18 protein-coding genes are annotated in these 20,112 nt (G+C 41.0%); 8 read left to right on the forward strand and 10 right to left on the reverse strand.

The window, feature by feature from the left end:
- Window positions 1–73 precede the first annotated feature (73 nt).
- The 9 genes from HOP08_09055 to HOP08_09095 form a co-directional block, all read right to left on the reverse strand.
- Entirely contained in the window at window positions 74–1,651 is a 1,578-nt protein-coding gene (locus tag HOP08_09055; GenBank protein ID NOT75062.1) for a transferase, read from the reverse strand.
- Window positions 1,652–1,709: 58 nt separating this feature from the next.
- Window positions 1,710–2,690 (reverse strand): AAA family ATPase, encoded by a 981-nt coding sequence (locus tag HOP08_09060; GenBank protein NOT75063.1) that lies wholly within the window; start codon window positions 2,688–2,690, stop codon window positions 1,710–1,712.
- Entirely contained in the window at window positions 2,654–3,223 is a 570-nt protein-coding gene (locus HOP08_09065) for a nicotinamide mononucleotide transporter (GenBank protein NOT75064.1), read from the reverse strand. The genes HOP08_09060 and HOP08_09065 overlap by 37 nt, the downstream gene beginning before the upstream one ends.
- Before the next feature lie 9 nt (window positions 3,224–3,232).
- Entirely contained in the window at window positions 3,233–5,320 is a 2,088-nt protein-coding gene (locus tag HOP08_09070; GenBank protein ID NOT75065.1) for a TonB-dependent receptor, read from the reverse strand.
- Window positions 5,307–5,735, reverse strand: coding sequence for a hypothetical protein (locus HOP08_09075; GenBank protein ID NOT75066.1), 429 nt, complete (start codon window positions 5,733–5,735; stop codon window positions 5,307–5,309). Before HOP08_09075 ends, HOP08_09070 begins: the two co-directional genes overlap by 14 nt.
- The gene (locus tag HOP08_09080; protein ID NOT75067.1) at window positions 5,732–6,655 is read right to left on the reverse strand and encodes a ribose-phosphate diphosphokinase; all 924 of its coding nucleotides are present in this window, start codon (window positions 6,653–6,655) and stop codon (window positions 5,732–5,734) included. Before HOP08_09080 ends, HOP08_09075 begins: the two co-directional genes overlap by 4 nt.
- Window positions 6,656–6,658: 3 nt before the next feature.
- Window positions 6,659–8,086 (reverse strand): nicotinate phosphoribosyltransferase, encoded by a 1,428-nt coding sequence (locus HOP08_09085; GenBank protein ID NOT75068.1) that lies wholly within the window; start codon window positions 8,084–8,086, stop codon window positions 6,659–6,661.
- An 8-nt stretch (window positions 8,087–8,094) separates the two neighbouring features.
- A complete protein-coding gene (locus HOP08_09090; GenBank protein ID NOT75069.1) occupies window positions 8,095–8,994 on the reverse strand; it encodes an NUDIX domain-containing protein in 900 nt (299 codons plus the stop codon).
- Between the two features lie 102 nt (window positions 8,995–9,096).
- A complete protein-coding gene (locus tag HOP08_09095) occupies window positions 9,097–9,777 on the reverse strand; it encodes an NUDIX hydrolase (protein NOT75070.1) in 681 nt (226 codons plus the stop codon).
- A gap of 52 nt (window positions 9,778–9,829) precedes the next feature.
- Between HOP08_09095 and HOP08_09100 the strand changes: the two genes are divergently transcribed.
- The 6 genes from HOP08_09100 to HOP08_09125 all read left to right on the forward strand — a co-directional run bounded on the left by HOP08_09100 (window position 9,830) and on the right by HOP08_09125 (window position 16,929).
- A complete protein-coding gene (locus tag HOP08_09100) occupies window positions 9,830–10,030 on the forward strand; it encodes a hypothetical protein (protein NOT75071.1) in 201 nt (66 codons plus the stop codon).
- Between the two features lie 123 nt (window positions 10,031–10,153).
- Window positions 10,154–11,218 (forward strand): efflux RND transporter periplasmic adaptor subunit, encoded by a 1,065-nt coding sequence (locus HOP08_09105; GenBank protein NOT75072.1) that lies wholly within the window; start codon window positions 10,154–10,156, stop codon window positions 11,216–11,218.
- Window positions 11,219–11,220: 2 nt separating this feature from the next.
- Complete coding sequence (locus tag HOP08_09110) at window positions 11,221–14,325, forward strand: efflux RND transporter permease subunit (protein NOT75073.1); 3,105 nt, start codon at window positions 11,221–11,223, stop codon at window positions 14,323–14,325.
- The gene (locus HOP08_09115; GenBank protein NOT75074.1) at window positions 14,315–15,643 is read left to right on the forward strand and encodes a TolC family protein; all 1,329 of its coding nucleotides are present in this window, start codon (window positions 14,315–14,317) and stop codon (window positions 15,641–15,643) included. Before HOP08_09110 ends, HOP08_09115 begins: the two co-directional genes overlap by 11 nt.
- Before the next feature lie 99 nt (window positions 15,644–15,742).
- Window positions 15,743–16,054, forward strand: a complete 312-nt coding sequence (locus HOP08_09120; GenBank protein ID NOT75075.1) for a hypothetical protein — start codon at window positions 15,743–15,745, stop codon at window positions 16,052–16,054.
- Window positions 16,054–16,929, forward strand: coding sequence for an aldo/keto reductase (locus tag HOP08_09125; protein NOT75076.1), 876 nt, complete (start codon window positions 16,054–16,056; stop codon window positions 16,927–16,929). The genes HOP08_09120 and HOP08_09125 overlap by 1 nt, the downstream gene beginning before the upstream one ends.
- Here HOP08_09125 and HOP08_09130 read toward each other — a convergent pair whose 3' ends face one another.
- A complete protein-coding gene (locus HOP08_09130) occupies window positions 16,930–17,283 on the reverse strand; it encodes a hypothetical protein (protein ID NOT75077.1) in 354 nt (117 codons plus the stop codon).
- 65 nt (window positions 17,284–17,348) lie between these two features.
- Between HOP08_09130 and HOP08_09135 the strand changes: the two genes are divergently transcribed.
- Complete coding sequence (locus HOP08_09135; GenBank protein ID NOT75078.1) at window positions 17,349–17,681, forward strand: tRNA-binding protein; 333 nt, start codon at window positions 17,349–17,351, stop codon at window positions 17,679–17,681.
- On the forward strand, window positions 17,681–20,110 hold the full coding sequence (locus HOP08_09140; GenBank protein ID NOT75079.1) for a bifunctional UDP-N-acetylmuramoyl-tripeptide:D-alanyl-D-alanine ligase/alanine racemase: 2,430 nt from the start codon (window positions 17,681–17,683) through the stop codon (window positions 20,108–20,110). The genes HOP08_09135 and HOP08_09140 overlap by 1 nt, the downstream gene beginning before the upstream one ends.
- Window positions 20,111–20,112 lie beyond the last annotated feature (2 nt).

The following is a 20,112-nucleotide window of genomic DNA, read 5'->3' on the forward strand; positions in this document are numbered from 1 at the left end:
TCTTATCATAAAAGGTTTTCTGTTCTCCTTGGCTTTTACATCAATTGCCAAATTCTCAACCGAATGCTATCCATTAATTCTTCACTGCAATCATCATCATGTTTGTAACCGGAAAGGGTACGTTATGAAAAGAGTCATTCAGCAAATCAACCTTTCCTTCCAGCCTGTTCGCTACAATCCATTCATTGGTATAAGCTTTTGATTTCTCTGATATGGAAAACCCTACCTCTTTCAAGTGATCCTTCCATTCATCAACATCCCAAAAGCAAAACGTCTCATGCATTTCACTTTCCCAATTGTCGCAATAGTCCTTTCGACTCATAAACTCGCAGGCATCTTTCAATTCTAACCGAAAATATTCTGAGCCGTTCATCTCAACTGGTTCATACTTCAGACGATATCCCTCCTTCTTCCTGAAATCAAGAACAAATCTTTTGAAACGTCCATAGGTTGAAAGGCCTTTTAAATAATCCGCTAACACTTCACGTGTCGAAAAAGTCTTGTCAAAATCTTCATTGCGGCCATCGGTATCATTCAGTTTCATCAATACCGTCTGATGTTTATTTGCTGGCCCTACCACATCACGATTTACCCACACTCCTCCAGGAGCCAGCTCTTCAAAACGATTTTTAATAAATGACAACAGGTCTGCGCGACTTCCATACGATTCAATTTCATGAGTGAGTGATGATGTGTGAATTGTGTTCATAGAATTCCGATCAAACACCAGGCCGGTCACAGCATTTCTCTGAGAGAAAAAAATAAACGGATTCTTGAATTCACCATTACTCTTGCGCTGCTGGCAAATATCAAACAAATGACGCGCTACTTCTATTCCATAAAAATCAGATTCGCGAAAGCGTTCATCTTCACAGGCAAGCTTGATCCAGGAACCCACCGCACATCCGATGTCTCCGATTCTCCCGGGTTTTAAGTAAGGAGCTGTGTCATTATATTTCAGTCCGGCGATCTCATCCATCTGCCGAACATAAGTATTGTAATCCCGGGTGGTTGTAATGTCTCCATCATCGCTAATCATCTTATCCCGGAAAAGCAATCGCACCTTTTCACCCAAGCGGTATTTATTCCAGACATTGATGGAAGAGGAATGCATTTTTGAATAAATGATTTTATTCTCAAACCACATCGTATCAGATGCAATTGTTTCTACTACATCCCATGGAAGCACTGTATGATGCTTCCATCCTTTGCGATCGCGAAGCTCAGCCGGAAGTATTCTGAATCCATCCCGCTCATACATTTCCAAAACTGGTGTTGAGCAGATTACCCATGTATTCTCCGGAGTGAGATCAAACATCCCTTCACTTTCGTGATGAATTCTTTTGAGGGTGTACTGAGAAAAATTCATCACACTACCCACATCATCGATGCCATAAATAAAGCACGGAACATTCAGATCCCTTCCAAAGCTTTCAATCATCAACGCGCGAAGATAAAACGCCAATGGATTCCTGCGGGTATTGCTGTGATTGGCAGAAGTGACGGCAAAGATGATCGCCTCAATCCTTTCATTCCCCAACAATTTGCCTTCAATATCTTTTACCTCTGATCCTTTCTGTAAAAGCCCGGAAATGTATTCAAACTGAAAATTTGTAAGAAGCTGGTGACGACCGGGGATTAATAAAAACATTTCTGCTGCAGGTTTCGGTTGTTCAAATTAACAAGAAGAACTCATAATTACAGGTCGTTCACTTCATTAGTCTGTCAACAGCTTCTATTGCGTGCTGAAATCTCTCCTCATAGTTTCCCGAAACGACAACGTAAGGAAGACCACGCAACTCCAATTCCTTTTTAAGCCTGTCGAAGTGCTGCTGACGGAAATGTGGAAACTCCCGTGTTCCATCATCGATCCATGGAACATCAATATCCATCAGCAAAAACAGGTCGTACTTTCTTTGCTTGCTCGCGTTCATGATCCATGAAAGACTTTCATTAAGGTAAAGCTCGCCAAAGATCTGAGTTACCATCAGGTCTGTATCACAAAACAAAAGTCTGTTTGATATCTTTGCTTTCTGATCTTCTCTCTCCATTTGCGTTCTCGCTATGATGAGAAAATCTTCCCGTACCAATTTCCCATTGACCTTATCAAAATGCTCATGCCCATACTCCTCCACCCAATTGGTATTAAAGTGCTCCGCCAGTTTCTGAGCCAGAGTTGTCTTACCTGTAGACTCCGGCCCTGTGAGAACAATCCTCTTCACAAAGTAAGGCTTAACAACTGCGGGTATCATATCCCAGTGAAGAAATGGGTTTAATCTGATCTCAGTGGCAGAAATTACGATTGGAAATCTGGTTCTGTCAACGCGTATATGCTTGATACGAAGATGCTGCGCCACCTCATCTCCATAATCTTCTCCACAAAAGAATACTTCAGGCTCTACCGGTAAATACTTTTTGAAAACTGCTGTCCAGATTTTCCAGAAGTCAGGATGCTCATGCGGATACGATGGAAGATCATCAGTGATGTGGATAACGGTATGATTCGGATTCAATTCCTCCATCCACTGAAATCTCAATTCACCCGGTATTGGTTCTCTTTCAAGCGTACCTACCAGGATGTAAAGATTCCGGACATACTTTTCAGCCTCCGCGATCAACTGGAGATGTCCCTCATGGGGAGGCATGAATTTACCTAATGTGAAGCCGTATTGATAAGGTTTTTGTTCCATCTGATAAATCCGATAACAGCGAGCACCAGAAATAATGTGTAGATACCCGATGAAAGAAATAGTTCTTTATACCAAAACAAACCAATGTATATAATGTCAGCAGTTATCCACAATATCCAGCATTCAATTTTTCTTCGGGCCATGGTCCATGTAGCTGCAAAGCTTAGGGTAGATGCTAATGCATCAACATATGGCATAGAAGCCTCCGTATATCTTATAAGTGCTTCTGCCCACAAAATTGAAAACATAACAATTGCTACAGTAATCAGCAGTCTCTGTTTAAGATTTAACACTGCGACATTAACAATGTGATCTATGTTCCTGTTTTTTGTCCACAGATACCATCCATAAATTCCCTGAACAACAAAGACTGCCTGGAGGATCATATCTGCAAAGAGCTTCACCTCATAAAACAGGACCAGATATAATGCCACACCGATAATCCCGAGAGGCCAGTTCCATACACTCCTGCGAATTGCAAAGCCTACTGACAAAAGACTGAATATTACTGCACCAATTTCTATCGCTGACATACTCTAACGTTAGAATTTTAAATTCAACGTTACATAATAATTTCTTGTCGCCATTGCAAAATAGTGTGATTCGTTGTTGGCTACATATCCCGCTGTATAATACTTCTCATCAAAAAGATTATTGACCATCAATGTCAGGGTGTGATGGCTTGCTATTTTCACTTTCATTGAGGCATTGGTGATAAGGGATGAAGCCACCGTAAAGTTCTCATCGTTGGTATTTGTCAGATAAGAGCGATCGGAGTAACGGACATTCGCTTCAATATCAAATTTGCTGGTGACACTATATCCAATCGATTGATTGATCACCGCGGCTGGAGCCAGCAGAGGACTTACATTTTTATAGGTCATATTGTCTGATTCAGAAGTGTATTCATCAATACGATTGTGACTGAGGTTTGCCTGAGTGTCAAAAGTAATTTTATCTAAAAGTCTTGCATGCATAGAGATTTCCAGGCCATTTCTGAAACTCGATGGAACATTTTTTCTTAAAGGCAGTCCGATATAACTCAACTGGCCAATGGCTGCAATTTCATTTGTAAAATGCATGGAGTAAACATTTGCATCAAGGGAAAAATTCACAAAACTGAATTTCATTCCAGCCTCCGCATCAATTACTGACTCTGGTTTCACTTTCGTGAAATCGGAAACTTCAGAATAATTTACGGCGTCAATGTTATCATACCCTGCAAACATATCATTGCGGGTTGGTTCACGCGTTGTTTTCCCAACAGAAACATATACTTTACGATGAGGGTCCAGTTGAAGAGAAGCTCCTACTTTAGGATTGAGAAAATTCCAGGTAACACTTTCAAATGGCAGTGTGACACTTTCGTCGGCCACATAGTCAAACTTAACAGTCCTGACCTGAACATCGGCAAACAATGAAAGTTTATCGATCGTGTAGATAATCTGTACAAATGCTGAGGCCTCTGTTTTCTTCCCATCGTTGAGATAAAGATTCTGGCTGAGATCCGGTCGCACACGCAGAGCATGCTTTCGATGATATTGATTTGCATGGATGCCAATGTTCAGGTTGATATTATTCTTCTCCAACTGATAGTTTGCCATTCCTCCCCAGAAATCAGACTGAAGAGCAAAGTTCAATTTGTCCGGATCAGAATACACCTCATAATTGCCGCTGAGGTAATTGTAATATCCACTTGCCTGCAAATAACTATACTGTGAAAGTGTTGCTGAATACTGAAGCATGATCAGGGTTTGCATAAAATCATCCCGTTCATCCGGTCTTAAATAGTTGATTCGATAATCTGCTTCAAGGTCCGTCTTGCTGGTCGCCAGATACGCCTGACTACTGTTTGATCCTCCACTGAAGCCGGTAAGTTTCAGAATGGATTTTTTACCAAAATATCCTCCACCAAAAAACAGTGAATGACCTTGTGTGCCTGAATGATCTCTGAAACCATCCGTTGCAGTATTGGAGTAGCGGAAATAAAATGCTGTCTTGTTCTTCAATAAGCCAGTATGATATTGAGCACTAAGTTGCGAAGTACGATACGAACCATAGCTTAATTGAATTTCACCACCTGCTGAATCGAGCAATGATGGTGATTCAAAATTGACAGAGCCAGCATAAGACGTTGTGCCATTGGTACTTGTTCCAACGCCGCGCTGCACCTGAATAGACTGAACGTTATTTAAAAAGTCAGGATAGTTTGAAAAGTAAGCACCCTGATCTTCCGGTTCATTCAAGGGTACACCATTCAATGTGAAATTGATGCGGGTCTGGTCTATTCCGCGAAGACGCATCGTTGAGTATCCTGTATAGTGACCCCCATCAGAATACCAGGTAAAAGAGGGAGTTCTTGCAAGTATCACTGCCATCTCCTGCCCTGTATAATTTACTTTTATCTCTTCTCGCTTAAGCGTGAACTCTGTCACCGGCATCTGACTGCTGGCTCGCACACTTGAAATGATAACTTCCTCGAGTTGTTTGTGTGTAAGCGTATCCCGATTATTTCCCTCTGATGTTTGAGCAATGGATGGAAAGTGTGCACATAGCACGATGGTGAAAAAGAAACCGGTTTTGATCTTTTCGAAAAGGATATTTCTTAAAACGTCCCTAAACTCCGCCATACTCTTCCTTTATTAACTCAAGCATTTCCTTCCAGTCGTTCTCACCATCAAAACCAGCTTTATCATCCATGAGCACATTGAAATACATTTTGTCTTTGTAATATCCATAAGCTCCATCGGCCACTTCCGGATTGCAATTCACATAGTCGAAATGAATGTCGTGTTTTGTAAAATATTCCAGATACTGTTCGATCTCATGTGGATATGAACAGGTATAAAGTATTCTTACAATATCGGTTCGCTTACTCAATAGCTGCATCACTTCCTTAGCCATGGGATAAAACTCCTTGCTGATCTCATTCGCAGTATACGTGGGTTTCAACATCGTTCCATGTATGTCAAATGCCCAATATGTTTTTGCCCAACCTCTGGCTTTGGCGTGTCTTACACAATTTTCTATAGCACGAGTGATCATAACTGACTTAGACTTTTATTGGAAATAATATTCTCGATGGCCGTAGCCAGTACTGGTGCACAGGTGATCACTTCAATTTTAGGATTATCAACAGATTCCATTACGGTATCTGAAATAAAAAGCTTTTCAATTTTACAGTTGGTCAGATTCTGTATCGCAGGATCACTTAGCACACCGTGCGTACAATACGCTCTTACTGATTTCGCTCCACGTTCGATGAGAAGATCTGCTGCTTTGCAAAGAGTTCCTGCAGTATCCACGAGATCATCAATAATGATCACATTTTTGTTAGTCACATCTCCAATGATCTCCATTTTGGCCACAGCATTGGCAGTCAATCGTTCCTTGTTGATCACCACCATATCAGCATCAAGATTTTTCTTGTATTGCTTCACGCGCTTGATTCCTCCAAAGTCAGGACTGCACAGGCACAAGTTCTTGATTTTGGACTGCTCAATGTGTTCAAGAAAAAGTTTTAAAGAAGAAAGTGGATCTACCGGAATTTTATAAAATCCCTCAATTGCATTGGTGTGAAGATCAAGTGTGATCAACCTATCGGCACCCATCATCTGAATCATGTCTGCCACCATTCTTGAAGAGATGGCTGTTCTCTGTCCATCACGTCTTTCCTGGCGACTATGAGGTAAATATGGAATGACAAGGATCACCTCCTTTGCAGATGATCTGCGGGCCGCATCGATTGTCATCAATAATTCAAAAAAATGTTCATAAGGCATGTTGACTTTTCCTATAAGAAAAATGACGTTGCCACGAATGCTCTCATTGAATTTTACAAACAATTCACCATCTGAAAATTTCTCTACCTGTGTGGTGTGAAGAGGATAGCCAAGCTGCTTCGCAATTGCCTCTCCCAATTTCCCGGCTGTGCTGGTGGCGTAAAGTTTTACAATGTTTTCCATAAATCAGGCAGTTACAAGTGTTTCAGTATTGACGCGATCACGTATTTGTTCAAACGTATAGGTCTTTTTGAGTTCGCCGTTTTCAAAGACTGTTTTCATGACATCTTCTCCCGGATTGCTTTCTGCGATAGTTTTCAATCCTTCCTGTGTCTGAATCAATTTCAATCTTCCTGCTTTTGAGGCTTTGAATGATTGTATCATCTCACCGTTTTCATTTATTTCCATAGGAGATTTTCGAACATCAATCTTCTGTCCACCGACTTCCGCATAAGAACACTTGAGGGCAAATTTCTGAGTATCGCGATTGACCTTCTGTAATAATGCTCCTCCCATTCCTAATAGCAGGTTTTCAGCAGAGATACCATTTCTTTTAAGTGCTTCGTAAATTGATTGAATAGAATCATGATCGATTCCATCTCCCTGAATAACTCTTACCTGTTTGGGCAATACACGGTAACCTTTGCTATTGATAGTGAATCCAAATCGCTCAAACAGAATTTCAAATACTTTCAGCAAAGTTTGAACAGGATCTCCTGAATCAGGGCGGATGACGAGTGTTCCGTTGCGTTGAAGAATTCTGTCTTTAAATTCATTTCCCCATAGTTCACCGACTGCATTAAAAATATTGTAAGAATCACTTACTACAGAAAGTATTCCATCAGGATAAGCATTCAAAAGGTTTTCAAAAATCTCTTTCTCTCCATTTACACCTTTTAATGTCATGATAGAGTGCTCGGTAGCAGGAACAGACATACCGTAGACTTTCTTTGCTTCATAATACTTCTTGGCAACTAATGATGCATATACTGTGTCACTTCCCATGAAATTCAGCAGATGCGCAGAGCCACCGAGTCCTGCACTTTCAACAGAGCTTACTCCGCGAAAGCCAAAATCATTTAAAACAAAGTCGATCGAGTTTTTTGATTCTTCAGAAGCTGTTTGATCAAAATTCATTTCAACAATTTTTCTGATCTCGTGTGATAACGTAGCAACCGTGGATGGGTACCATACCTGCATAAGCAGTGTCTCCAGGAAATTGGTGAGCCAGAAACATTTCGGATCAGTATTTTCAATAGTCATCAATGCGTTCTTTACTGGAACGATTGTCCCTTCTGGCACCGCCTTGATCCGTACCGGAAGATTCCCACCATATTGTTGAAGGATGTGATCGAAATTCTCTCTTTTAAAAACCCCTTTTCTTCCAAAGACTCCATTTAAAATCTCTTCGGCTTCATCAATGTTCTCTTTTGTGAATGCCGGACCTTGCAAATACTCCTTGAGATAATATTGAAGTCCATAAAAAACTGTGGAATCAAATATTCCTCCACGACTTTCCAGGTATGAATAAATTTTAGTTGTGCCGGGTGCATATAAGTTATAGTGTGAATATTTGTAGGCGTCTGCGAGTAATAAAAGATTTTGCGTTTTCATAAACACATTTATTTAGAATTGTACTTGTTCATTAATAAAGAAAGTTGAGGGTAATGCTCTTCAGCAGTGTCATGCTGTTCCATCAGGGCGGCAACTTCTGCGAGCCTGAACCATCGTACTTCTGCGATATCATCGCTTCCCATTGGGTTTCCATTGATAAAATCGGTGGAAAACAGTGTTGTGATGATCTTATCAACCTCGGAGCGGTATCTCCAGTCGTTCACACGAAAGGACTTTTCATAGATCATGTCCGTTATTTCGATCGGTCCACACTCTTCTGTAAGTTCCCTTCTGGCAGCATTTTCAAAACTTTCATCAGTAGGATCTGCAAAGCCTCCAAGAAGTCTCCACTTATTATCAATCGTCTTTCTACCCATCAGCATTTCAGCTTTTTGGTTTCTGAAAACAGCGATGTCAACAGTAGGATAAACTTTTTCATAGACGTTTGAACAAGCGTAGATGATTCCTGTTCTGAACTCCTCTGTGTCCAGCACTCTGTCGCTGATTTGTTCACGGATCAGGGTAGCACTATGCTCCCCCGTTTCCGGTAACTCCACTACATCGGACTTTCCGGTATAATGCGGAATAAAACTCTTGCGGCTTCCATATAATTTAAACTTTGATCCTGGAAATGAATTGGTTAATAGTGTGTCAAGATTTTGTGACCATTTATTATCCAATGGATGATCCGGAATGGGAAGCACTACTACTTCCGGGAATTCCTTCTTGATCATTTTTTCGCGGGTGTGAAAGTCAAGTGGATTTCTCCGGCTGCTCCGAACCGGTGAAACGCCGAGTACAATGACAATCCTGTTATGATCCTTTTTCACCGACTGCAAAAGGGCTTTGTGTCCTTCGTGCAGGTACGGCGACTGAAACCGGGCTACTATTACTCCAATGCTATTCATAAAATGTTATTTGTGTAATATGTACGCAAATTTATAGATAAGGATGCGCAATCGTAAGCTATTTTGTGTAAAAAGTACAATAATTATGTAAAGTGCTGATTATCAAAGGAAAAGATCGAAGTTGTAGCCGCTTTCTTTTAGCTCAAAATATTTCTTTTTGTTAAACTGATAGAGTGCCGCAGGCCGGCCTACGCCTCTTTGCACACTCTCCTCCAGCTCTTCCAGAAAGCCATAGCCGATGATCTTCTTCTTGAAATTTCTTCTATCAAGATCTCTTCCAAGAAGTGCCTGATACAATTTCTCAAGATCTGAGAACGGGAATTTCTTATCCAGCAATTCAAAGCCTATTGGTTCATATGCAATCTTCCCTTGCAATCTCTTTATAGCGAGATCAACAATCTGCTTATGATCAAACGCAAGTTTCGGAAGCTTTCTGATATTGAACCATGCTACGTCTTCTGCATCAGTCTGCGCTGAAATGTGAAAGTCTTTTGGTCGCACCAAACCATAGTAAGCAACAGAGATCACCCTGTTCCTTGGATCGCGTTCAGGTTTACCGAAAGAGTACAGTTGTTCAAGATAGTTGACATCTATTCCAGCTTCCTCCTTCAATTCACGATGAACTGCTTCCTCCAATGACTCATCATTTTTTACAAGACCCCCGGGCAGTGCCCAGAATTTCTGAAATGGCTCAAACTTGCGTGTAATGAGAAGTACTGAAACTCCTTCAACGGGATCATAGCCAAAGACCACCGCATCCACTGAGATTTTAATTGCCTGCATTATTTGTGTATCAATTACACAATTTATGAATAATCGAATAAACTGCAAGAAAATGACTGGAAGTGCTTTGGTAATGGCCGAACAAAAACTGAGGGTTGAATCGGGACAAAAAAGTAAATTTGCTGCCCCTCACTTGAACCAGCTTCAACCAATTAAAAACCGCCTCGATGGCATACTTTATGTGCTTTCAGAGGGTAGTCAATGCGGGTTGATGAAGTTTCATGAGGAATGCCTCGATTTTGGGGAATATTGACAGGAAAAGGAACCATAAGTCATACCAAATAACCGTCTGCCATTCTTTTGAGGACCTAGTATGCAAATGAGCCGTTAACGTTAGAACTTTACACCTCTGTTTATACCCCAGAAATCATTTTTTATGCGATTGGTAAGGAATTTTACTGTGATTTTAATTTTTTCATCCTTCTTCATTTCGGGATGTAATTCCAAGAAAGATGCATCCACCCAGGGTGCTGCGCGACGGAATTCAGGTCCTATTTCTGTTGAGGGATTTATCGTCAATCAGAGTACCGTTAGTGAAGACGTTGAAGTACCCGGAACACTGCTGCCAGCAGAAGAGACTCAGATCCGTGCCGAAGTAAGCGGTCGTATCATCCAGCTTAACCTTCCGGAAGGAACCATTGTCCCCAAAGGATTTTTGCTGGTTAAACTTTTTGATCAGGACTTACAGGCTCAGTTAAAAAAATTACAAGTACAGTTGGAGATCGCAGTAAAAACTGTTGAACGCCAACGTGAATTGCTAACCATCAACGGTATCAGTCAGCAGGATTTTGACCTGAGTGCTTTGAATGTAGATAATCTCAAAGCAGATATTCAAACCATAAGAATTTCCATTTCAAAAACAGAGATACGCGCTCCTTATGAAGGTCAAATTGGTCTTCGCAGTGTGAGTCTGGGGGCTTACTTATCACCAACAGATATCATCACTTCTCTTCGGGATATCAAACAATTGAAGTTAGAATTTTCAGTTCCTGAAAAATATGCTCAAAACATTGCGAAAGGATATACAGTAAAGTTCACAGTGGATGGAGGAAAAAAAGAACACAGAGCGATTGTATTGGCTACAGAAGGAAATGTTGAACAGAACACCCGCACGCTGAAGATCAGAGCAATAGTTTCTGAGAAAGACAATGAACTTGTTCCGGGAGTATTTGCTAAAGTTAATCTTCAATTAGGCGAGGACTCTGTTGCATTAATGATTCCAACACAATCCATCATTCCGCAAGCACGCAACAAACAAGTGATTGTTTTCAAAAAAGACAGTGCCCGCTTCACTGTAGTTGAAACCGGAATTCGTGATTCCGCTTACATACAGGTGTTGAAAGGATTGCGTGCAGGTGACACTGTCGTTACCACTGGTCTAATGGCGATCCGACCTAACGTTAAGTTAAAAGTTACAAAAGTGAAGCGCTTACCAAAATAGTTATGAATATCTCAGAGCTAAGTATCCGGCGTCCTGTTCTCACATTTGTGTTGAACATTATCATCGTACTATTCGGTGCTATTGGTTTTACTTTCCTGGGGGTTCGGGATTATCCAGCCATTGATCCTCCTAACATCAGTGTGAGCACTTCTTATTCCGGTGCCAACGCCGACATCATTGAATCACAGATCACTGAACCATTAGAAAAATCCATCAATGGGATTGCCGGAATCAAGAATATCTCTTCCAGCTCAAGTGTTGGATCCAGCAGTATCAATATTGAATTTGAATTGGGTGTTGATCTTGAAGCTGCTGCTAACGATGTGCGTGATAAAGTTTCACAGGCAACACGATCTCTCCCACAGGATCTTACTTCACCTCCCGTAGTTTCAAAAGCAGATGCCTCTGCTGATGTGATCATTACCATGACGGTGCAGAGCGATACACGCAATCATCTTCAGCTTACCGAGTATGCAAACAATGTATTGGTAGAGCGTCTTCAAACTATTCCTGGTGTTAGCAGTGTACAGGTTTGGGGTGAGAAAAAATATGCCATGCGCATCTGGATTGACCCAGCAAAGCTAAGTGCTTATAATCTTACAGCTCTGGATGTTCAGCAGGCCTTAAACCGTGAAAATATTGAATTACCTTCCGGAAAGATTGCAGGCGATGCCACTGAACTTTCTGTCAGGACCTTTGGAAGATTATACACAGAAGAGGATTTCAGCAACGTAATCATACGATCCACTACAGCTGGTGATATCCGGTTGAGAGACATCGGTCAGGCTGTTCTTGGTCCTGAAAATGAAGAATCAATTCTGCGTGAAAGCCGCATTGGAATGGTTGGTCTTGCCATCACTCCTCTTCCTGGATCCAACTATGTTGCGATCTCAGATGAATTTTACAAACGTTATGATCAGTTAAAGAAAGAGATTCCAACGGATATGAAAACCAATATCCTTATTGATCAGACTTTCTTTATCAAACGGTCCATTACCGAAGTTCAGGAGACTCTTGTTATTTCTATCCTGCTGGTTGTATTGATCATCTATCTTTTCTTCCGCGACTTTTTGATTGCGGTTCGTCCTTTGATTGATATTCCTGTTTCATTGATTGCTACATTCTTTATCATGTACCTTCTGGGGTTCTCTATCAATGTGCTCACTATGCTTGGAATCGTACTCGCCACCGGGTTGGTGGTGGATGATGGTATTGTGGTCACTGAAAATATTTATAAGAAGCTTGAAAGCGGGATGAATAAATATCAGGCTGCAAGGGAAGGTTCTAAAGAAATCTTCTTTGCTGTTATTTCAACCTCCATCACACTCGCGGTTGTATTTCTTCCTATCGTATTCCTTGAAGGTTTTGTCGGTCGTCTGTTCAGGGAATTTGGTATCGTAGTGGCTGGAGCCGTTTTGGTTTCAGCTTTTGTATCACTGACACTTACACCGGTATTGAGTGTGATGCTTACACGAAAGACTCATAGTCATTCAAGATTTTATAATTGGTCAGAACCCTTTTTTGAGGGAATGGAAAACGGGTATGGTCGTTTGCTGAACGGATTTATGAAGATTCGGTGGGTGGCATTCGTTATCATTGTTTTGTGTTTTGCCTCTGCTTATTTGATTGGAAATACTTTACAGTCTGAACTGGCTCCATTGGAAGATCGAAATCAATTCCGGCTTCAATTATCAGCACCGGAAGGAACTTCGTACGATTACATGGACAATTATGTCGACAAGGTGGCCAAGTTTGTAATGGATTCTGTAAAAGAAGCTAAAACAGTTTTATCATTGACAGCAGCAGGACGCTCAGGAGGCTCGGTAAATTCCGGAGCCGTTCGGGTTTCTTTGGTTGAACCAAAAGAAAGAAACAGATCCCAGCAACAGATTGTTGATATGGTCAGTCGTAACATGGGACGCTTCCAGGAAGGCAGGGCTTTCCCTATTCAGGAACAAACTATTTCTGTAAATCGTCGGGGCGGATTGCCTGTTGCATTTGTTATTCAGAACAACAACTTCGAAAAATTAAAAGAAGTGTTACCGAAATTTCTGGACGCTGCGAATAGCAACCCAACTTTGCAAGGTGTTGACATAGACTTGAAGTTCAACAAACCTGAATTAAAAGTTCAGATCAATCGTCTGAAAGCAACACAATTGGGGATAAGCGTTCAGGATATTTCTCAAACACTTCAACTCGCATACAGTAATCTTCGCTTCGGATACTTCACAAAAGATGGTAAACAGTATCAGGTAATGGGTCAGGTATCACGTCTTAACCGCGATGATCCTGATGATTTGAAAAAATTATACGTGCGCACAAGCTCAGGCGAGCTGATCTCTATCGATAATGTTATCACCGTGGAGGAATCTTCAACACCACCATCACTGTATCATTTTAATCGTTATAAGTCAGCAACCATTTCTGCAGGTCTTGCTCCAGGCAAAACAATTGGAGATGGAATCGAGGTGATGAGAGAAATCGCTGCCAAGGAACTGGATGATACATTCACTACTTCCCTTGCTGGTAATTCCCGCGACTTTGCAGAAAGCTCAAGCAACACATCATTTGCGTTCTTACTGGCTTTGATTCTGATCTATCTGATCCTCTCTGCACAATTTGAAAGTTTTGTTGATCCATTGATTATCATGTTCACCGTGCCTTTGGCGATCAGTGGTGCTTTTCTTTCTCTTTATATTTTCAATCAGACCATCAACATCTTCTCCCAGATTGGTATGATTATGTTAATTGGATTGGTAACAAAGAATGGAATTTTGATTGTGGAGTTCGCCAATAAAAAACGTGAAGAAGGACTTTCCAAATTTGAAGCTGTGATTGAAGCATCAAGGCTTCGTCTTCGTCCGATTTTAATGACCAGCCTTGCTATGGCCCTTGGATCATTACCACTCGCATTATCATTAGGGGATGCTTCCACAAGTCGTATTCCATTGGGGATTGTAATTGTTGGAGGGGTATTATTCTCTCTTATTCTTACACTCTTTGTTATTCCTTCCATGTATTCATTCCTGTCCAGGAAGAAAAAACATATTGATTTTGAAACGGGTAAAACCATTGAACCCCACAAGGAGTTGGCTTATGAAGGTTAGAGTTTACGGATTATTTCTCGGTGTTCTTTTTCTGATTAATGCGAATGGACAAGTTGTCCAATTAGATGAGGCCATCAGAATCGGATTGCAAAAGAATTACGATATCCTTGTTCAGAAGGAGACATCAGCACTTGCCGCAAATGACAACCGGTTTGCTTTTGGTGCCTTCCTTCCGCAGATCAATGCAAATGGATCTTACAATAGAAACTCACTTGATTCACGAAATCAAACTTTTGGTAACGATACCATCCGATCGGTAGAAACTGTTCGTTCAGGAGCAAAGTCCACAACTATTAACGGAAACGTTCAATTACTCTGGACCATTTTTGATGGCACCAGGATGTTTGCAACAAGAAAACGTATCGAAGAGTTGGCTGTATTGGGTGAGATCAATGTTCGCAATCAAATGATGAACACAACTGCGAACATCATTTCCAACTATTTCAACATCATCAGACAAAAACAACAACTACGCGCTGTTCAGGAATTAATGAAGGTAAGTGAAGAACGAGTAAAACTTGCAGAAAAAAAACTTCAGGTTGGAACAGGCGGCAAGCCTGAATTGCTTCAGGCAAAAGTAGATCTGAATTCACAGCGTACTGCTATTCTCAGTCAGGAAACGCTGATCCAGCAGTTAAAAGATCAGTTGAATGGAAGTCTTGGAATGGAGTTGCCGGACGTCTATGATGTTTCTGATTCGATTCCAATTAATCTTTCCATTACCATGGAAGAAATCATCAACGGAATTGAAAACTCCAACCAAACTGTATTGGCTGCAAAAAAGAATATTGATATCGCAACGCTTGTCGTTCGTGAGAATCGTGCTTCACGATCACCTGTTATCAATCTTACATCCTCCTATACTTTCAATCAGCAGGAAAATGAATTAGCAACGAGTCCTGTTGCGCAGAAGTTCACACGTGGTCAGGGATTCAATTATGGCGCCACCATATCATTCCCGATTCTAAATGGAATGAACATCAACCGTCTTATTGGTACCGCTAAAATTAATCTTGATCGCCAAAAGCTTATTTATAGTCAGCAATTAACTATTGCTGTTGTGGGTGTTCGCAATGCATTCATCAATTATGACAATGCAAAAAAGACGTTATTGATCAATGAAGAAAATATTCTATTGGCAAGGGAAAATGTTACAATCGCGCTTGAAGGTTTCAAAAGAGGCGTTACTACAGCTCTGGACCTTCGCACTGCGCAACAAAGTTTAGCAGATGCCTACAACTTGTTGATTGCCGCGCGCTACAACGCTAAAGTCTCAGAGACAGAATTACTTCGCCTTAAGGGTGCATTGCTGAATTGATACTGAAACTTTATTGAAATTTTGAATGAGTGTCGCCTGACAACTCATTTTTCTATTCCGTTGAAAAAAGTGAAATTGCATCCCTAACCTATTTTAATCATGAAAAAAATATTCATCCTAAGTGTTGTCCTTTTCTTCGCAGTAGCAATCAAAGGTTTCAGTCAGACTGTTTACGCTTCTGAAAAAGGAACTAAATATCATACTGCTGATTGCCGTCTTTCTGGTGATGCCAAAGACATGACTTTAGCCGCAGCAAAAAAAGGAGGAAAAACTTCCTGCAGTATCTGCAAACCAGAAGATCACTTCAAAGACAAAGCAACACAGTGCACTGGTAAAACTGCCGATGGCACTCAATGCAAGCGCATGACTTCAGCTAAAGGTGGAAAGTGTTATCAGCACGCCGGAGCTTGATAACCAAACAAAAATTACATCCGGAGGGTCCGGAATTTTCACGCGTTATTGCAGGAGCATGGCGCTGGCATACCGTTTCATCTCAGGTAGTCGAACGATTGATTGATACTGCTCTCGATTCAGGGATAACAACATTCGATCACGCAGACATTTATGGTGATCATGGAAATGAAGAAATCTTTGGAAATATTTTAAAGAAAACTCCATCCTTGCGATCAGGGATGGAGTTGGTTTCCAAATGCGGAATCAAATTTCCTTCATCAAAAAGACCCGCTACCTGGATTAAGCACTATGATACTTCCAAAGAACACATTCTTTGGAGCACAGAAAACTCTCTCTCAATGCTGGGCACCAATCACCTCGATCTTTTGCTCATCCATCGTCCTGATCCGCTTCTGAATCCTACGGAAGTAGCAGAAGCATTCACAAAATTGAAAAAAGATGGAAAAGTTTTACACTTTGGTGTTTCTAATTTCACCCCATCACAATTCCGAGTACTCCAACGCTATCTCGATTTTCCATTAGTGACAAATCAAATTGAGATTTCACTTTCCCGTATTGATCCGTTTTTTAATGGTGACCTTGATACGTTGATGGAATTCAAAGCATCTCCCATGGCATGGTCGCCGTTGGCCGGAGGAAAAACGCTATCTGTGGAAGAACGGGAAATTTTTAACAAAGCATCAAAGTACAATGCTTCGTATAGTCAACTTGCTTTGGCCTGGCTGATGAAGCATCCCTCCAATATTTTTCCAATCATCGGAACTACTCAACCTGAAAGAATTGCTGAAGCTTCACGATCCAATGAGATCACAATTGATCTGCAGGATTGGTTTGAAATGCTTAAGTGGGTGATGGGTAAAGAAATGCCTTAATTACTGATCAATAAGATCAGACATCTTGAACTTCTGAATGAAGTAGTAGAGAAAATTAAATGAAAGAGCGTCCGTTTCTTCCTTCTCCTTTACGTTGTTTTTACCTTCCGGCTTAGCAATCTTAATAGGAAGTGATGGAGTGATTTTTGGCATCACTTGGGCTGTAGAATCTCTTACTGTATTGGAATGACTTGAATGATCATAGATCAGTGCCTTATCTTCGTCCAGGTTAAATTCACGATGAGCGGGATCTTGAATTTCAATCAGAGGTAACTCATCCTGACCTTGTGCAGAAAGCACAAGCAGGAATATTGAGATGAAAGTGGCTAAAAGATAGGAAACCTTTACTTTCATGTTTTCTGCTTACTTAGTTGGTTCAGTACCGTTGGGTGAGTTGCGAATATATAAAAATTTGGCAAATGATTACATGGGCGGAGTTTAACAATGTAGACCTGCGGGCAGGAACTGTCGTGCGGGCGGAACCCTTTCCAGAAGCCAGAAAACCGGCTTTCAAACTCTGGATCGACCTTGGGCCTGAATTTGGCACAAAAAAATCCAGTGCTCAGATCACCCATCATTATCAGTTGGAAGACCTTCCGGGTCGTCAGGTGGTTTGTGTTGTCAATTTCCCACCCAAACAAATTGGGGGATTTCTCTCTGAAGTATTGGTAACAGGGTTTCCTGATGAAGAAGGAAAAGTAGTGCTCACATCAATTGATAAAAACGTGCCGAACGGATCGCGCCTTTTCTAATGCACTTTAAAGACCTACAACATTCTCTGGATGGAATTCTTCTGCAACTCGCTGAGGACAGGCTCATTCAAAATCTACTCATTGACAGTCGTAAAGCTGTAATCAGGCAGGAATCTCTCTTCTTTGCCATTAAGGGAGATCGTCATGATGGTCATGTCTTTTTAAAAGAGTTGTACCAGTTAGGTGTTCGTCAGTTTATTGTTGAGCAGGATCTTGATATTGCATCATTCAAAGGTGCCAACATTCTTAAAGTAAAATCTTCTGTTGCTGCACTTCAGACACTGGCGGCATTACATAGAAATTCATTTCAAATTCCAATCGTTGGGATCACAGGAAGCAATGGAAAAACAATTGTAAAAGAATGGTTGTTTCATGTTCTTTCCACAGATCTTCAAATCGTAAAAAATCCAGGTAGCTATAACTCTCAGGTAGGAGTTCCAATATCTGTTTGGCAAATTCAGAAAAATCATGAGCTTGGGATTTTCGAAGCAGGAATTTCGCGGCCCGGAGAAATGGTTAATCTTGAAAAGATCATTCATCCTACAATAGGGGTTTTTACAAATCTTGGAAGCGCCCATGATGAAGGATTTTCTTCAAGAGAAGAGAAAGCAACAGAAAAAGCAAAACTGTTTATTCATTGCGAAAGAGTTATCTATTGCAGAGATCATTCTCTGATACATGACACTCTTCATAAAGCCAAGACCTCCACACTTTCGTGGGGCTTTTCAAAAGAGGCAGACATCCAGATTATAAGATCTGATATCGAAAATTTTGATGTCTCATTCAAATCACAAAAATTCAAACTAAGTCTTCCATTCCGGGATGCTGCATCTCAGGAGAATGCATTTCATGTAATGGCTTTTATGCTTCTGCGAAATTATTCACCTGCAGATATTCAGGAAAGAATTATGCTTTTACAATCTGTTCCGATGCGATTGGAACTAAAGCAGGGCATTAATCGATGCACTCTCATTGATGATTCTTATAATAATGATCTTGCTGGTTTACAAATCAGTCTTGATTACCTGAAGAATCAGCAAAAGATGAAAAAGACTCTTATTCTATCAGATGTTTTGCAATCAGGTCTTCCTGTGAGCGAGTTGATAAAAGATATTAAAGAACTGATTGCTGATGGGCAGGTGAAAAAATTTATTGGCATCGGGCCGACGCTTTTCGCCCATCAATCATCCTTTGAATCTGGAGACTTCTTTCCTTCTACCTCCGCTTTCCTGGAAAAATTTAACTCAGATTCATTCGCTGATGAAGTTGTGTTGATCAAAGGCGCAAGATCATTTCAATTTGAAAAAATCGCTCAGCGTCTTCAGAGAAAAGTTCATGGTACTGTAATGGAGGTGGACATGAATGCCATGATTCACAATCTTAATTACTTTAAATCGAAACTGAACCCCGGAACAAAGCTGATGGCGATGGTAAAAGCTTTTGCCTATGGAAGCGGAAGTGAAGAGGTTGCAAACATGTTGCAATATCACCGCATCGACTATCTGGGTGTGGCTTATCCCGACGAAGGTATTGAGCTTCGTAAGAATAATATCTCATTGCCAATCATGATAATGAATCCATCGGAAGAGAGCTTTGGACTCTTGCTGGAGTATCATCTTGAACCGGAAGTATACAATCTCAAATTATTAAGATCACTGATCGCCTTTCTCAATGGAAAAGAATGCTCTATTCATTTAAAGTTGGATACAGGCATGCATCGACTTGGATTCGAAGAAGATCAGCTCGATGATGCTTTGGATATTATTAAGCAAAATAAAAACATCAGGATCGCATCGGTTTTTTCTCATCTCTCCGGTGCCGATGAACAAGAGCACGATAATTTTTCTTCCCAGCAGGCAACTTCTTTTATCAGAATGGCAGAAAAGACCGAGAAGCAGATTGGCTATCGTCCGATCCGTCATCTACTGAATTCTCCAGGAATTATTCGCTTACCGCAATACCAGTTTGATATGGTGCGTCTTGGCATTGGCCTTTATGGTGTCGATCCAACAGAAGATGGCCACGCAGATCTTAAACCAGTCGCTTCTATTAAAACCGTTATATCCCAAATCAAAAACATTAAAGCAGGAGAAACGATTGGTTATGGCAGAAGAGGAAAAGCTGAAAAGAATCTGACGCTAGCGACCATCGCTATCGGCTATGCAGATGGTTACAGCAGAAATTTCAGTCGGGGTAAGGGAAAGGTTCTGATTGACGGAAAGCTGGCTCCCGTTATTGGCAATGTTTGTATGGACATGACCATGGTAGACATCACAGGTATCAATGTGAAAGAAGGTGATGAAGCAATTATTTTTGGTCCAGGGTTACCCATTCATCAGGTTGCGAAATGGATCGACACTATTCCTTACGAAATACTAACGAATACAAGTGAGCGGGTAAAGCGGGTATTTTACGCCGAGTCGATTTAGAA

This window comes from Cyclobacteriaceae bacterium (assembly GCA_013141055.1).
Lineage (GTDB): Bacteria > Bacteroidota > Bacteroidia > Cytophagales > Cyclobacteriaceae > ELB16-189.